Here is a 15,373-nt window from a genome sequence, read left to right as displayed (position 1 = left end):
TTTTGAGTAGGTAAAGTGGGCCTTATAACGGCTTATTCCGCAGCTGCTTGCCAGCCGCCCAGATCTTTCCAGCGGTTTACAATCAAACAGAATAGCTCAGCGGTTTTTTGCGTGTCGTAATCCGCGGAATGAGCTTCCGAGTTGCTGAAGTCAATGCCGGCGCTCTGGCAGGCTTTTGCTAATACCGTTTGCCCGAAGGCTAGTCCCGACAATGTGGCGGTGTCGAATACTGAAAACGGGTGAAAGGGGTTGCGTTTAATTTGGCAGCGCTCAGCGGCAGCCATTAAAAAGCCAAGATCAAAGTGTGCGTTATGACCTACTAGAACGGCGCGCGTACAGTCGTGAAGTTTTACTTGTTTACGAATTGCTTGCAGTAAATCCGGTAGGATCATTTCTTCAGGTTCGGCTTCGCGGAATGGGTGGTGTGGGTCAATGCCAGTAAATTCCAGCGCAGCGGGGTCAAGGTTGGCACCTTCAAATGGTTCGACGTTAAAGGCAAAGGTTTTATCCAGGCATAGGTTGCCTTCGTCATCCATAGTAATAGTAGTCGCGGCAATTTCCAGCAAGGCATCGGTTTGACAGTCAAAGCCGCCAGTCTCTACGTCAATCACCACCGGTAGAAAACCCCGAAAACGTTGCGACATCGGGTGTGTCTGTTCGTCCAGCTGATCGCTCACAGGTTTATCCTTGCAGTTAAAAAAATGTGGGTCGAGTTAGTCATTGACTACCTGCCATTGCAGGGTTTCGCCTGCGCATAAAGGCACCAGCTGAGTATCTCCCAGGGGGAGTGTTGCGGGGACTTGCCAAGCGTTTTTCGTTAACGTGATGGTGTCGGTATTGCGGGGAAGTTGATAAAAGTCCGGGCCAAAATGGCTAGCAAAGCCTTCCAGTTTATCGAGTGCGTTAGCTTGCTCAAAAGCCTGGGCATAGAGCTCGATAGCGGCATAAGCGCTATAACTACCGGCGCAGCCGCAACTGGTTTCTTTTTTGTCCTGGGCGTGGGGAGCTGAATCTGTACCCAGAAAAAATTTGCTGCTGCCGCTGGTAGCTGCTGCTATTAATGCTTGTTGATGGCTGTTGCGTTTGAGTATTGGCAGGCAGTAGTAGTGCGGGCGAATCCCGCCAGCGAGCATGTCGTTGCGGTTGTAGAGTAAATGATGGGCGGTAATGGTTGCAGCAATATTGTCGCTGGCGTGGGTAACAAACTGGGCGGCATCGGCGGTGGTGATATGCTCTAGCACCATCGGCAGTTCTGGAAAGTCTTTGGCAAGTTGTTGCAAGGTACGGTCAATAAATATTTTCTCGCGATCAAAAATATCAATGTGGCTGTCGGTGACTTCACCGTGTAATAAAAACCGTAGCCCCTGTTGCTGCATGGCTTCCAGTGCAGGATAAATGTTATTGATGTCGGTGACGCCGGAATCCGAGTTGGTGGTGGCGCCGGCGGGATAAAGCTTGCAGGCAATAACCCCGGCTTCTTTGGCAGCGCGGATGTCAGCGGCGCTGGTATTGTCCGTGAGATAAATCACCATCAGTGGATCGAGTTGGCGCGGGCAGTGCTGCTGGGCTGCCATGATCCGGGACTTATAAGCGATAGCCTCGGCGGCATTGCTAACCGGTGGCACCAGGTTGGGCATAACGATGCTGCGGCCAAAGTAGCGGGCCATATCAGCCACTGTATTTTTCAGGGCTGCGCCATCACGCAGGTGTACGTGCCAATCATCTGGGCGGGTAATGGTAAGTGTGGTGGTCATTTTTCGCTTCTATTAATGCTGTAACAGGGTGCACGGCTACTGATGCTAACAGATTAGCTAGCGGGGGAGCTTGGCTTCAGGGCCAACGTCCATCATCGCATTGGCCGAGGGAGTGGGCATGCTACCGGATTCGTCGTCAGGTTTAAAGATTTGCCGGTTTTGGCCGCTAACTGCTAAGAGGTATTAAGGTTTTGCTCGGAGATTACAATGGGTTCTATAGTTTTTCGTCTGTCAGTATTACTGTTGGTCACTCAGTGGGCTGTTACCGTGCAGGCGACGCGTTATGGGCCTTCACTGAATGAAGCTGAGTGGCGTTTGGAGTTATCTCCTTTTGAGTGTCGAATGTGGCAACCGATTCCTTATTTTGGTGACGCGGTGTTCTCCAATCGTGCGGGAGAGGAGCAAACCTTTTATTTGGCCCCTGTCCGTAAACAGATGCAGTCTGGTGAGGCCCAGTTAGTCTCGGAGCCGCCGGTATGGGATGAAAGTCGCCGGCGTGTGGATATGGGCAAAGTGACAGTCAATAAAAGCGGCAAGCCAGTAGCCGTGGGTAAACAACGGGCCTACCAATTATTAAATGAGTTGTACGTTGGTATGTCGCCAGTATTAACGCGTTCCTCCTGGTATGCTGAAAATGAGGAAATTGAACTATTCATGTCCTCAGTCAACTTCCGCAAGGCCTATAGACAATATCAGGATTGTCTCGCGAGTTTGCTGCCGGTTAACTTTGACCAGATCAATCGCTCACGCATTCGTTTTCAAACGGCCAAGTATGAGCTTACTGCTGCAACTAAAACCCAACTTGATCACGTAGTCATGTACGTAAAGGCTGATCCTTCGGTTACTGGTTTCTATATTGATGGCCATACCGATGATGTGGGGCGCAGGTTATACAATTTGGATTTGTCCAAGCGTCGTGCCGAAGCAGTCACCGGCTATTTGGTTGCCAGTGGGGTGGATGAGGCGATGATTACGACCCGCTATCATGGCGAGCAATACCCTGCGGTAAAAAATAATAGTGCGGCTAACCGCGCGGAAAATCGACGGGTGACCATTCGCCTCGAGCGTGAAGGGTTCTGATTGCGACCTGATTCCTTTTGCAGCGGCTTACTGGGTCGGTAGTGTCGGCCCTCTCGCCTTCTGAAACATTTCCCAGTAGAATACCCGCCCTTTAAAACCCCCTATCGATGCCGCTTTAACGAAGCGTGGAGAACCTCATGTCTGATATCAACAAAGTCGTCCTAGCCTATTCCGGTGGTTTGGATACCTCGGTAATTGTGCGCTGGTTACAGGATAACTATAGCTGCGAGGTGGTGACATTTACCGCCGATATCGGTCAGGGTGAGGAAGTGGAGCCGGCGCGGGCCAAGGCTGAAGCGCTGGGTGTAAAAGAAATTTATATCGATGATCTTAAAGAAGAATTCGTCCGTGATTTTGTCTTCCCGATGTTTCGCGCTAACAGTATTTACGAGGGTGAATATTTGCTCGGCACCTCAATTGCGCGACCTTTGATCGCCAAGCGACTGATAGAAATTGCCAATGAAACCGGTGCAGATGCCATCTCTCATGGCGCTACCGGTAAGGGAAATGACCAGGTGCGTTTTGAATTGGGCGCTTACGCATTAAAGCCCGGTATCAAAGTGATTGCCCCTTGGCGTGAGTGGGATCTAACGTCACGAGAAACCTTGATGGCCTACTGTGCCGAGCGCGATATTCCTGTCGATTTCGCTGCCGGTAAAAAGAAATCGCCATACTCAATGGATGCCAACTTGCTGCATATCTCCTACGAGGGCGGTATTTTGGAAAACCCTTGGGCTGAGGCAGAAGAGGATATGTGGCGTTGGAGTGTATCGCCAGAGCAGGCACCCGATAAACCAACCTATTTAGAGCTGACCTATCAAGCTGGTGATATTGTTGCTATCGACGGCCAGGATATGAGTCCTGCCACTGTGCTGGCTTATCTTAATAAGGTGGGTGGTGATAATGGTGTCGGGCGCCTGGATATCGTTGAAAACCGTTATGTCGGCATGAAGTCTCGTGGCTGCTATGAAACACCGGGGGGCACTATCATGATGAAAGCGCACCGTGGCATAGAGTCCATTTGCCTGGACCGAGAAGTAGCGCACCTGAAAGACAGTTTGATGCCGAAGTATGCCGAGCTGGTTTATAACGGCTATTGGTGGGCGCCAGAGCGTAAAATGCTGCAAACAGCCATTGATGAGTCCCAGCACTTTGTTAATGGTGTGGTGCGGGTGAAGCTTTATAAAGGCAGCGTTTCAGTGGTGGGGCGTAAGTCCGATCAGTCATTATTTGATGAAAGCATTGCTACTTTTGAAGATGATGCTGGTGCGTATGACCAGAAGGATGCGGAAGGTTTTATCAAGCTCAATGCGCTGCGGATGCGAATTGCTGCTAATAAAGGGCGCTCTCCGCTATAAAGCGATGTGTTTTTAGCCGTATTTAAGCTTTTTACAAGGCCGGTAGTCGCAAGATTACTGGCCTTGTTGCGTTCTGGTCCACAGAAAATGATCACGGCTAAAGAGATTTGTGAGTTAGTTAACGCAACTTAAGGATTTTATTGAATATTATAGCTTTTGAACTATCCTCCCTAAAGGGACAGAAAGGCTAGATGTAAGCGGCTTAATGGCTTTCAGTAATTCCGGGCAAGTGTTACTGCGAAATATTGTTAGCGACCAATGACAGCCTAGGTACCACTAGCTACATTTAGATAACACGATATAGATAACAACGATTCATTTACGCATACTCACCCGCGAGTACAGGAAGGTAACATGCTGAAGCTAAAAGATTTTTTAATACACCAAAGTAGGCTGTCGATTGCAGTACTACTGCTATTGGGGCTTGTGGGCTGTGGTAGTGGCGGTGGTTCGGATAATATTTTGTGTGGAGGCGATCCTTGTGCAACATCAGAGGATGATGATGCTGAGGATTCGACGAATGAAATTGAAAATATTGTTGATCAGGGCTCCCCTGACTCTATTCAGTTTGTTTCAGCAAGTCCGCAATTAATATCTATTCGTTCTGCAGGTGGTGATGAAACATCGATAGTTACTTTCCTGGTAACGGATACAGCGGGTGACCCTATTGAGGGGGTGCCGGTCTCTTTTACCATTGATAATACAATTGGTGGGATTTCACTCTCTAATACGTTAGATGAAACAAATGCTAACGGTGAGGCTGCAGTTATTGTTCAGTCTGGTACCGTTCACACCACCGTTAGCGTTACCGCAACAGTGGTTTCAACCCAGGACTCAACAGTCTCACCTTCTTTAAGTATTTCGACGGGTATACCGGACTTTAATAGCTTTTCTTTGGCATTGGATGTGTTTAACCCACTTGCCTGGAATTTAGATGGAAGTGTTGTAAACGCTACCGTGCGTTTGGCCGACTTCTTTAATAACCCGCCACCAGATGGTACTCAGGTGACTTTCTATACAGAAGGTGGCCGAATTGCGGCATCTTGTTCTTCTGTTGGAGGAGATTGTAGTGCTGAATGGGTGGGTACCAACCCAAGAGCAACACAGGGAGATGGCGATAGGCTGGGGCGTTCCGCAGTGCTTGCGGTGGTTACAGGTGCAGAGTCGTTTCAGGATACCAACAGTAATGGTGTTTTTGATGATGGGGATATCTTTACCACCGCCGACGATCAACCTGAACCCTGGTTAGATAACAATGAAAACGGTATCTTCGATAGCGGTGAATTCTATGTGGATTTTAATGAAAATGGCATGCGTGATGTTGCCGATGGTTTATACAACGGCCCTTTGTGCAGTCATAGTAGTCTTTGCTCAGCGAATAAGACGATAGCGCTTGGCGAGCAGCACTTAATTGTCATGGCCAGTAGCGTCTTTTCTATTCAGAGTGCTACTCTGGCCGCCGATTTTGGACCAGATGGTGATTTAGATATTGGTGCGGGCGGACGAACTTATTTCGTAACGGTTGGTGATGAGAATGGTAATACCTTGCCTTTTGAGTCCAGTATCGCGGTAAGTGCTACTAATGGTGTGGTTGATGGTGGTGGTATTGATATTGCAAGTAATGCCTATGAGCCAGTGACTTTTTCTATATTTATTGCGCCTGATGACACGTCTTCAGCGGATGGTTTTTTGAAAATAGCAATTACAGTTCCTGTTAATGCTGATGAAACGCTAACTACCGTTTTATCTTATCCTGTCTCTGACTGATCTTCAGTAAGAGCGTTTAAAAACAAGGCCGCAAATTGCGGCCTTGTTTGTTTTCAGTTCAAGTAATAATTTTATTTTCCCTAAGCTGCTGAAGGTTGCCAGCATCCAGTCCCAATATTTCCCCCAGCACCTCCTGATTATGACTCCCGAGCTTCGGCCCTGACCATTTGGTCTCCCCGGGTGTCGATTTTAATTTAGGCAAAATCGCCGGAATTTTTAGTGGCTTGCCATCAATTTCTACCTGTTCAAACATCCCGCGAGCCTGGTAGTGCTCGTCATTCATCATGTCTTCCACATTGTAAATCGGGCCTACCGGTACCCGCTCTGCTTCCAGAGTGGCGATGATGGTTTTGGCGGGGTTGTCCAGGCACCACTTGGCCAGAGCGGCATCGATTTCTGCTTCGTGAATAACGCGGCCAGCGTTATCGGCCATTGCGGGGTTCTCGGCCATTTCAGGGAAGCCAGCAGCGATCATTAAGCGTTTAAATATCGCATCGCCATTACCGCCAATTACTACGTATTTGCCATCCGCACAGCGGAAAGTATTGGTTGGCACAATGCCGGTTACAGTGGTACCAGACGGTTGGCGGATAACGCCAGCACCATCGTATTCAGGGATTACGGCTTCCATTAAATTGAACATGGATTCGTAGAGTGCGACGTCGATGACCTGACCTTCACCGGTTTCATTGTTGCTGCGCTCTATGATCGCAAGTGTCACACCTAGAGCGGCATGGATGGCGGCGATGGTATCGCCGATACTGAGATTGGGGCGTACTGGCGCCTGATCTTCAAAGCCGTTGACATAGCGAAAACCACTATAGCCTTCGCAGACGGAGGCATAACCGGGTTTTACCGAGTTGGGTCCATCCTGACCGTAGCCGGAAATACGGGTGTAGATCAAACCGGGGTTGCTGGCTTTGACATCTTCGGGCCCCAGTCCCCATTTTTCCATCACGCCAGGACGAAAATTTTCTACCAGTACGTCGGCAGTATCGATCAGTTGCCTGACTAGTTGTTGGCCTGCTTCTGCTTTCAGGTCGATGGTAACTGACTTCTTGTTGCGGCCTAAGCTGTGCCACCATAGCGAAGTGCCGTTTTGAACTTCGCGCCAGCCTCGTATCGGATCGCCACCTTTGGGTGGTTCAACCTTGATTACTTCGGCGCCAAAATAAGCCAGCATAGAGCCAGTGAATGGCCCGGCAAGCAATTGGCCTAGTTCTATTACACGAATGCCTTCAAGCGGGCGTTTGCGGGATTCGGACATGGTACAAACCTTTGTTGTTATTGGTGGCAGTTAAGGCGGGGCATGATAACTGAATTTGGGTGAGCTTGTTAATGTTGATGCAGTCATTTTTCCTGATGATGCAGAAGCCCAGGAGCATGCTAATTCACCAGCTGCTGATCTGTGAAATAGGGGATGATTTGGCCTGTGCCAGTGCTGGCTTGCACTTGAAGTTTACAAGTTTTGTATTAATCTGATGACTGGAAGCAGCTTGAGCTTGGTTGTTTTTTGATCATTATTGCTCCGATATAACCTTTCTAAAGAAAATCCCCCTTAGCAAATAAAGAAATAGCCTTTAACTTAATGTATTACATTAAGTTTGAATTCTAGTTGTTTGTTTTCGTTATTTTTCCTTTCTATAGTCCATTTGATTTGTCAGCATTTAGCCGCAAGTTACTGTTTTATTTAACGAAATTAGCGATGTTTTAGCGTTTTCCAGCTTGAACTATAGAGGGTGAATCTCTATAGTTGCAAAAGTGGAAAAAAGTGAATAAAAGTGAGTTTTTGTACCTTTTTGATCAGTTTCTGAATGTGAATAATTAATAAGTGGGAAATCGTGTACCAGAGTAGTCATTCAATCAGTATGGACGCCAAGGGGCGTCTGGCAATACCGACCAAGGTTCGGGAGTTGCTGCTGGCTGATTGTGGGGGTCGTATCGTCGTGACTGCTCATACCGATGAGCGCTGTCTGTTGATTTATCCCGAGCCCGAATGGGATCAGAAATTACCTGAAATTAAAGCCTTGCCGAACCGCAACAAAAAAGCGGCACGAATGCAGCGGCGTTTATTGGGTTATGCCACGCCGATGGAAGTGGATGAAGCCAATGGCCGGTTGTTGCTACCACCGACCCTGCGCGAGTTCGCTGGACTGGATAAAAAATTGATGTTGGTCGGAATGCTCAATCGCTACGAATTGTGGGATGAGCAGGCCTGGTTTGATTATTTGAATGAAGATGATGATGGCGTGGACGAGCCAGAAGAAGTGAGTAACTTCAATGTGTAACGTCGGTGTCGGGGAGTGACGGCTGCACACGAGACTGTGTTGCTGGAACAGGCTGTTGCGGAACTGGTCACTGATGGTAGCGGTACTTATATAGACGGTACTTTTGGGCGGGGCGGGCATAGTCGTTTGGTTTTGTCGCGGTTGGCTGCAGATGGCTGTCTTATTGGTATTGATAAGGACCCGCAAGCGATAGCAGAGGGTCGGCAATTGGCAGCTAAGGATCAGCGCTTTGCTATTGCGCAGGGCTCGTTTGCTGATATTAAGCAGATCGTTGCTGCGCAGCAGGCTGGTTCGGTTAATGGTGTGTTGCTGGATTTGGGGTGTCATCGCCGCAGTTGGATCAAGCTGAGCGCGGATTCAGTTTTATGCGTGATGGGCCGTTGGATATGCGGATGAATCCGCAAGTGGGAATGAGTGCGGCGCAGTGGCTGGCCGTGGCGAAAGAGGCGGAAATCGCCAGTGTATTAAAAGAGTTTGGTGAAGAGCGATATGCCAAACGTTTGGCTAGAGCGGTGGTGGAAGAGCGGCTAAAAAAACCGATAGTAACCACTTTGCATTTGGCAGAATTATTAAAAGACGCGCATCCAGCGTGGGAAAAAGGTAAGCATCCGGCGACCAAGTCGTTTCAAGCCATCCGAATTTATATCAACAATGAATTGGGTGACTTGCAGCAATTTTTAGATCAGTTGCTGGATGTTTTGGTGGTGGGTGGTCGGCTTGTGGTGATTAGTTTCCACTCGCTGGAGGATCGCATGGTTAAGCGATTTATTAAGCGGCATGTTAGGGGTGATGATTTGCCAGCCAATGTACCGGTGACAGCTGCTCAGCTTAATCGTCGATTAAAACATATTGGTAAAGCGATAAAAGCTGATGCCTTGGAAATTGATACCAATGTACGTTCGCGTAGCGCGATTATGCGAGTAGCTGAAAAGATCGCCTAAGTGGTTGTGTTAGATGATCGGTCGTAAATATAGTTGTTTTTGGGGTAGTGCCCAGAAGGGTGCTAAGAATCGTAAGGCTAAAAAAATAATGAAAGAGCCGCGATGAAAAGTAAAAACAAAAGCAGTGTTTCAGTGACTGCTGGTGGCGGTGATGAGCAAGTTCGATTGTTGGTAGTGAATTTATTGCTCTTAGTGCTGGTGGTGTGCTCGGCGACGGCTGTGATTTATAGCTCTTGGAAAAGTCGTCAACTATTTAGTGATTTACAGATGCAAAGCAGAGAAGCGGTGCGGCTGGAAGAAGACTGGGGACGGTTATTATTGGAACAGAGTACCTGGGCCTCCCATGTGCGTATCGAGCGCCTGGCGAAGACCAAATTAAATATGGTGGTACCTGATCCGGCAACAATCGTGATTGTAAAACAATGATCGGCAATGAGTGCGATGACTAAATTGTCACGACAAGCAGTACCTGCATGGCGGTTTTCGCTAATAGTGCTTTTGTTAGCAGGCTTGGTGTCGCTATTAATTTGGCGGGTGCTGTCGTTGCAGGTATTAGATACCGAGCGTGGTCATGGCTTTTTGCAGGGTCAGGGTGATGCTCGCAGTGTGCGTACTGAGCATATTCCAGCGTATCGCGGCGTCATTTCGGATCGTAATGGCGAGCCGTTGGCGGTTAGTACGCCGGTAGCTTCGGTTTGGCTTAACCCGCAACATATTGTTACCGATGAGAAGCAGTGGCCTGCTTTGGCAAAATTACTCGATTTAAATTTAAAGCAGTTAACAAAAAAAATTGATGCTAATCGTCAGCGCCATTTTGTTTATTTGAAGCGCCATATCTCTCCAAAACAGGCTGAAAGCGTAAAAGCTTTAGGGATACGCGGCATTAACATTCAGCGTGAGTACAAGCGCTATTACCCCGCCGGGGAAGTGGCGGCACATATTGTCGGTTTCACTAATATTGATGATCGCGGTCAAGAAGGTATCGAGTTGGCTTTTGATTCCTGGTTGCAAGGTCAGCCTGGGAGTAAGCGGGTACTAAAAGATTTGCGCGGCAATGTTTTTCGCGATATCGAACAGGGGCAGCAAGCACGCTCTGGTAAGGACATTACGCTGAGCATCGATATGCGCTTGCAGTACATGGCTTACCGGGAATTAAAGGCAGCGATGACGCGGGTCGATGCCAAGTCCGGCTCAGTAGTTATGTTAGATGGGTTGACCGGCGAAGTATTGGCGATGGTCAATCAGCCTTCTTTTAATCCTAATAATCGCAGCGAACTTAAGCCATCGAGTTTGCGTAATCGCGCGATGACAGATGTATTTGAGCCGGGCTCTACAGTTAAGCCGTTAACGGTAGTCGCGGCGTTGGAGTCTGGGCGTTATAAGCCAACTACGATCGTTGATACCAATCCTGGTTATCTTCGGGTTGGTAGTAAAACACTGCTGGATCCAGTGAACTACGGAAAATTAAATGTCACCGGCATTCTTACAAAGTCCAGTCAGGTGGGGACTAGTAAGCTTGCTTTGGATCTCGACGAGCAAATGGTGTGGCAGGTATTTAGTCGCTTTGGTTTGGGTATCAGTACGGGTAGTGGTTTCCCGGGCGAAAGTGCCGGTATGTTACCTGGTCGTCCAAATTGGCGGCCAATAGAGCGAGTTAATTTTGCTTTCGGTTATGGACTGGCTGTAACGCCTTTGCAGTTGGCGCAGGCGTATTCTGTTTTTGCTAGTGGTGGCCTATTGCGGCCTGCAACATTAATGCGGCGAACTGAACCGGTTAAAGGTGAGCGCATAATTAGTGCTGATGTGGCTGACGATTTGGTGGCGATGTTAACCACCGTGACGCAAAAAGGAGGTACCGCTACTAGAGCGCAGTTAGCCGCTTACTCGGTGGCAGGTAAAACCGGCACAGTGCATAAAGTCGGTGAAGGAGGCTATGCCGATGACCGCTATATGGCGGTTTTTGCGGGTCTGGCGCCGGCTACTAATCCGCGCGTGGTAACGGTAGTAATGATTGATGAGCCAAACCTTGATCGGTATCACGGTGGGGAATCGGCCGCGCCGGTTTTCGCTCGAGTGATGTCAGATGCGTTGCGTATTCTGGATGTGACGCCGGATAAATTTCCTGCAGCAGGTCGTCAGCTGCCGGTGGTGGCCAATAAATTAGAAAGAGAGACAGCACCTAGCGCAAAAATCGGGAGGCGAAAGTCGGCTTAATGATGACAGCCATACGAAGCCATCAAGCAACACCTTTGTCTGAGTTAATTACGGTTAACGATACGGTATTGGCTGACGTTTGTGTGTCAGGTTTGGCGCTGGATAGTCGGCAGGTAGTGGTTGGTGATTTGTTTTTGGCGTGTAGTGGATTAATGGCTGATGGCCGCGATTTTATTCCACAAGCAATCGCGCAGGGCGCGGTAGCGGTATTGGCAGAAAAAGATGATCGCTATAGCGAAAACAGCGTTCATGCGTCAATTCCGGTGATGGTTGTGGCTGATCTAACGATGAAGCTTAGTGATATTGCTGGCCGGTTTTATTCGCATCCATCGCAACAAATGTCTGTTATTGGCGTAACTGGAACAAATGGTAAAACCAGTTGTACCCAATTGATTGCGCAGTTATTAGAGCAATTGCAGCAAGCTTGTGGCGTGATTGGGACCTTGGGTGTTAGTACTAATGCAGGCATAACTACTGAATTGTCTCCAGTATTAAATACCACACCGGATGCGATCACCATTCAAAAAATATTGGCACAGTGGCACCAGCAGAATGTCAATATTGTAGCAATGGAGGTGTCATCCCATGGCCTAGAGCAGGGTAGAGTTTCGGCTTTGCATTTCGAGTTAGCGCTGTTTACTAATTTGAGTCGTGATCACCTTGATTACCACGGCACCATGCAAGCTTATGCTGAAGCAAAAGCCCGATTATTCAGGCAGCCAGGTTTGAAAAAAGCTGTAGTTAATATGGATGATAGCTTTACAGATACATTGGCTGCCGTGGTCTCATCTAATGTTGAGGTCTTGCGTTACAGTATTAACGGCGAGGCTGATGTCTGGGTTGATCAGGTGTCATACCATAGTGAAGGCGTTAGTGCGCGATTGCATTCTCCATGGGGCAGTTTTGATTTACTTAGCCCGTTATTGGGCGCATTTAATCTGAGTAATGTGGTAGCAGCATTAGCGAGTTTGGCGGCGCTAAATTATGACCTGGCAAAACTGGTAGCGGCGCTGCCAGCTATAAACACGATAGAGGGGCGTATGCAGCGTATTGAGTCCGCTGCAAATATTAATGTGATCGTCGATTATGCCCATACCCCTGATGCGCTTGAAAAAGCGCTAACCGCAGTACGACAGCATGCCGACGGCAAAGTGTGGTGTGTGTTTGGTTGTGGTGGTGACCGTGACCAGGGTAAGCGCCCACAAATGGGCGAGATTGCCCAGCGCTATGCAGATTTTGTGGTGGTGACCAGCGATAACCCGCGCAATGAACCTGCGGCAGAAATTATTAATCAAGTGTTAGGTGGCATCGATTGCCCGGCAGCGGTGGAAGAGGATCGCGCAAAAGCGATAGCGTTTGCTATCACCAATGCCCAGGCCGGCGACAGTATTTTGATAGCAGGCAAAGGACATGAAGACTATCAGTTGATTGCTGATCAACGTATTCCCTTTAGTGATATCAAAGAGGCACGACTGGCCTTAGCCAGACGTGTTGATATTCAGCGGTCGATGGAGGGGGTGGAATGATGTCTGCACTCAAATTGTCCGAGCTGGCCTTGGCTGCTGGTGGTGAATTGTATGGTGAAGCAGAATTTTCTTCGGTTTCTACCGATACGCGCTTAATTGTCGCTGGTGATTTATTTGTTGCACTGAGCGGCGAGCACTTTAATGGCAATGCGTTTGTTGATGCTGCGGCGAATGCTGGGGCGATAGCCGCGGTCGTAGACGAGTCAGTTGAAATTTCAATTCCGCATCTGAAGGTAAGTGATGCACGGCTCGCTTTCGGTATTTTGGCCAGGGAAAATCGGCGTAAATTTTCCGGGCCTTTAATTGCATTAACTGGTAGCGCCGGTAAAACCACTACCAAAGAAATGTTAGCCAGTATTTTGCAGCAGTTAGCACCGGTGTTGGCGACACAAGATAATTTGAATAATGAAGTAGGTGTGCCCAAAACTTTGTTGGCAATAGCGCCGGAGCACCAGTTTGCAGTGATTGAAATGGGGCAAGTAAGGCGGGGGATATTCAATACTTAACCCAGTTCGCCGAGCCGACTATTTCCATTCTTACTAATGCTATGCCGGTACATATTGAAGGCTTTGGGTCTCTCGAAACTGTGGCAAAGACTAAAGGTGAAATTTTTAGTTGTTTGTCGGCGACAGGTACAGCCGTTATAAATTTTGATGATCAATTTTATTCTCAGTGGTTACAGCAAGTCGGTGATGCCGCGGTGGTGCGTTTTAGTCAATCTAAAGTAGACGCGGATATCTATAGTTCCGCGGTACAGATACAGGCATCTGGTGCCCCAACATTCAGGTTGCATAGCAAGATTGGTGGCGCGGCGGATGAAATTAATATTCAGTTGCCGTTATTGGGTGAGCACAATATTAGCAATGCCTTGGCTGCCGCCGCCGCGGCCATCGTGGCGGGTGCGTCATTGGGGCAAGTCAAGGCAGGTCTGGAGCAGTTGGTACCCGTTGCAGGGCGGTTGAAAACTATTGCGCTAGCTAAACAAACGCTTATTGATGACAGCTACAACGCCAACCCTGACTCAGTGAAGGCGGCGATTGATGTCTTGGCAGGTTTTGCTGGTGAGCGTTGGTTGGTGCTGGGCACGATGGGTGAGTTGGGCGCTATGGCAGAACAGGGTCATCATGATGTGGCGGCCTATGCTCGGGCTAAAGGTATAGAAAAATTACTGGTAGTAGGCGAGTACGGGAAGCTAATGACCAGTGTTTTTGGTGGCGGCTGTGCGTATCAGGAAATGGCGGGGTTGCTAGCTGATCTTGAGCAATTCACTACCGCCTCAGCGATTTTAGTAAAAGGTTCGCGCAGTGCACGGATGGAAAGAGTGGTAGCTGCCTTAATAAAAAATAATGGGGGGCAGCACTAATGTTGCTATTGCTAGCGGACTTTTTGTCCCAATACATCAGTGCTTTTCAAGTCTTTAATTATCTTACCGTGCGCGGGATTCTGGGGATTTTAACTGCGTTGGGTATTAGCTTGATGTGCGGCCCCTATATGATCCGGCGTCTTAATTATCATCAGATTGGTCAATCAGTTCGTAACGATGGGCCAGAGTCGCACTTAAGTAAATCCGGTACGCCAACCATGGGTGGCGCTTTAATTTTAGTCGCTATTTTATTAAGTACATTGTTGTGGTCTGACCTTCGCAGCCCGTATGTGTGGACGGTAGTTGTTGTTACTTTTATTTTTGGTGCTGTGGGTTGGGTTGATGATTATCGCAAAGTAATTGAAAAAAATTCCCGAGGTTTACCTGCCCGCTGGAAATATTTCTGGCAATCAGTTGCAGGTTTGGGGGCGGCAATATTTTTATATAGTCAGGCATCGTCACCGGCCGAAACACAATTATTTTTGCCTTTCCTAAAAGATTTTGCTTTGGATTTGGGGTGGTTTTATATCGTACTGACTTATTTCGTGATTGTAGGCTCCAGCAACGCTGTTAACTTGACCGATGGTTTGGATGGCTTGGCCATTATGCCAACAGTGATGGTGGGGTCTGCGTTGGGCATCATTGCTTACCTGGTCGGTAACGTCACCTTTTCCAGTTATTTGTTTATTCCTTACATTGCCGGTACCGGTGAGTTGGTTGTGTTTTGTGGAGCACTTGCTGGAGCCGGTTTGGGGTTTTTGTGGTTTAACACTTACCCGGCGCAAATTTTTATGGGCGACGTAGGTGCGTTAGCACTGGGTGCAGCACTCGGTGTGGTGGCGGTCATTGTGCGCCATGAAATAGTATTTTTTATCATGGGCGGAATTTTTGTTTTAGAAACTGTCTCGGTTATTTTGCAAGTGGCTTCTTTCAAGCTGACTGGTAGGCGCATATTTCGGATGGCACCCATTCATCATCATTTTGAATTAAAAGGTTGGCCAGAGCCGCGGGTGATTGTGCGGTTTTGGATTATTACAGTGATGTTGGTGTTGTTTGGTTTAGCAACATTGAAATTACGTTAG

General features: G+C 48.3%; 12 protein-coding genes and 2 pseudogenes. 11 read left to right on the top strand and 3 right to left on the bottom strand.

Features of this window, described 5'->3' with window-relative positions:
• Positions 1–32: 32 nt before the first annotated feature.
• Positions 33–644: a ribonuclease T gene (gene rnt, locus UNITIG_RS20445; RefSeq protein WP_101760345.1), complete on the bottom strand. Its 612-nt coding sequence runs from the start codon at positions 642–644 to the stop codon at positions 33–35.
• Positions 645–713: 69 nt separating this feature from the next.
• Positions 714–1,754 (bottom strand): dihydroorotase, encoded by a 1,041-nt coding sequence (pyrC, locus tag UNITIG_RS20440; protein ID WP_101760190.1) that lies wholly within the window; start codon positions 1,752–1,754, stop codon positions 714–716.
• 207 nt (positions 1,755–1,961) lie between these two features.
• On the opposite strand from pyrC, the gene UNITIG_RS20435 reads away from it, so the two are divergent.
• The 3 genes from UNITIG_RS20435 (at position 1,962) to UNITIG_RS20425 (ending at position 5,959) form a co-directional block, all read left to right on the top strand.
• The gene (locus tag UNITIG_RS20435; protein ID WP_101760189.1) at positions 1,962–2,834 is read left to right on the top strand and encodes an OmpA family protein; all 873 of its coding nucleotides are present in this window, start codon (positions 1,962–1,964) and stop codon (positions 2,832–2,834) included.
• 137 nt (positions 2,835–2,971) lie between these two features.
• Positions 2,972–4,192: an argininosuccinate synthase gene (locus tag UNITIG_RS20430; protein ID WP_101760188.1), complete on the top strand. Its 1,221-nt coding sequence runs from the start codon at positions 2,972–2,974 to the stop codon at positions 4,190–4,192.
• Positions 4,193–4,546: 354 nt separating this feature from the next.
• Positions 4,547–5,959, top strand: coding sequence for an Ig-like domain-containing protein (locus UNITIG_RS20425; RefSeq protein WP_101760186.1), 1,413 nt, complete (start codon positions 4,547–4,549; stop codon positions 5,957–5,959).
• A 58-nt stretch (positions 5,960–6,017) separates the two neighbouring features.
• Here the strand turns inward: UNITIG_RS20425 and UNITIG_RS20420 are convergent, their stop codons facing one another.
• A complete protein-coding gene (locus UNITIG_RS20420) occupies positions 6,018–7,226 on the bottom strand; it encodes a CaiB/BaiF CoA-transferase family protein (RefSeq protein WP_101760185.1) in 1,209 nt (402 codons plus the stop codon).
• A 574-nt stretch (positions 7,227–7,800) separates the two neighbouring features.
• Between UNITIG_RS20420 and mraZ the strand changes: the two genes are divergently transcribed.
• The 8 genes and pseudogenes from mraZ (at position 7,801) to mraY (ending at position 15,373) form a co-directional block, all read left to right on the top strand.
• Positions 7,801–8,247: a division/cell wall cluster transcriptional repressor MraZ gene (gene mraZ / locus UNITIG_RS20415; protein WP_101760184.1), complete on the top strand. Its 447-nt coding sequence runs from the start codon at positions 7,801–7,803 to the stop codon at positions 8,245–8,247.
• A gap of 15 nt (positions 8,248–8,262) precedes the next feature.
• Positions 8,263–9,188 (top strand): annotated as a pseudogene (gene rsmH / locus UNITIG_RS20410) (16S rRNA (cytosine(1402)-N(4))-methyltransferase RsmH).
• Positions 9,189–9,290: 102 nt separating this feature from the next.
• On the top strand, positions 9,291–9,614 hold the full coding sequence (ftsL, locus tag UNITIG_RS20405; protein ID WP_101760182.1) for a cell division protein FtsL: 324 nt from the start codon (positions 9,291–9,293) through the stop codon (positions 9,612–9,614).
• A gap of 15 nt (positions 9,615–9,629) precedes the next feature.
• A complete protein-coding gene (locus UNITIG_RS20400; RefSeq protein WP_101760344.1) occupies positions 9,630–11,402 on the top strand; it encodes a penicillin-binding protein 2 in 1,773 nt (590 codons plus the stop codon).
• Positions 11,402–12,928 carry a UDP-N-acetylmuramoyl-L-alanyl-D-glutamate--2,6-diaminopimelate ligase gene (locus UNITIG_RS20395; RefSeq protein ID WP_200821393.1) on the top strand — a complete coding sequence of 509 codons (1,527 nt, stop codon included), beginning with the start codon at positions 11,402–11,404 and terminating at the stop codon, positions 12,926–12,928. Before UNITIG_RS20400 ends, UNITIG_RS20395 begins: the two co-directional genes overlap by 1 nt.
• Positions 12,925–13,757, top strand: a pseudogene (gene murF, locus UNITIG_RS25810) (UDP-N-acetylmuramoyl-tripeptide--D-alanyl-D-alanine ligase); the annotation flags it as partial. The gene UNITIG_RS20395 and the pseudogene murF, both read left to right, overlap by 4 nt.
• Before the next feature lie 63 nt (positions 13,758–13,820).
• A complete protein-coding gene (locus UNITIG_RS25805; protein ID WP_235015558.1) occupies positions 13,821–14,291 on the top strand; it encodes a glutamate ligase domain-containing protein in 471 nt (156 codons plus the stop codon).
• Positions 14,291–15,373, top strand: coding sequence for a phospho-N-acetylmuramoyl-pentapeptide-transferase (mraY, locus tag UNITIG_RS20380; protein WP_101760178.1), 1,083 nt, complete (start codon positions 14,291–14,293; stop codon positions 15,371–15,373). Before UNITIG_RS25805 ends, mraY begins: the two co-directional genes overlap by 1 nt.

Origin of the sequence: Oceanicoccus sp. KOV_DT_Chl, from assembly GCF_900120175.1 — a bacterium.
Taxonomy (GTDB): Bacteria; Pseudomonadota; Gammaproteobacteria; order Pseudomonadales; family Dasaniaceae; genus Oceanicoccus.
The sequence above is the reverse complement of the archived record's forward strand: the minus strand, read 5'-3'. Positions and strand labels throughout refer to the sequence as shown.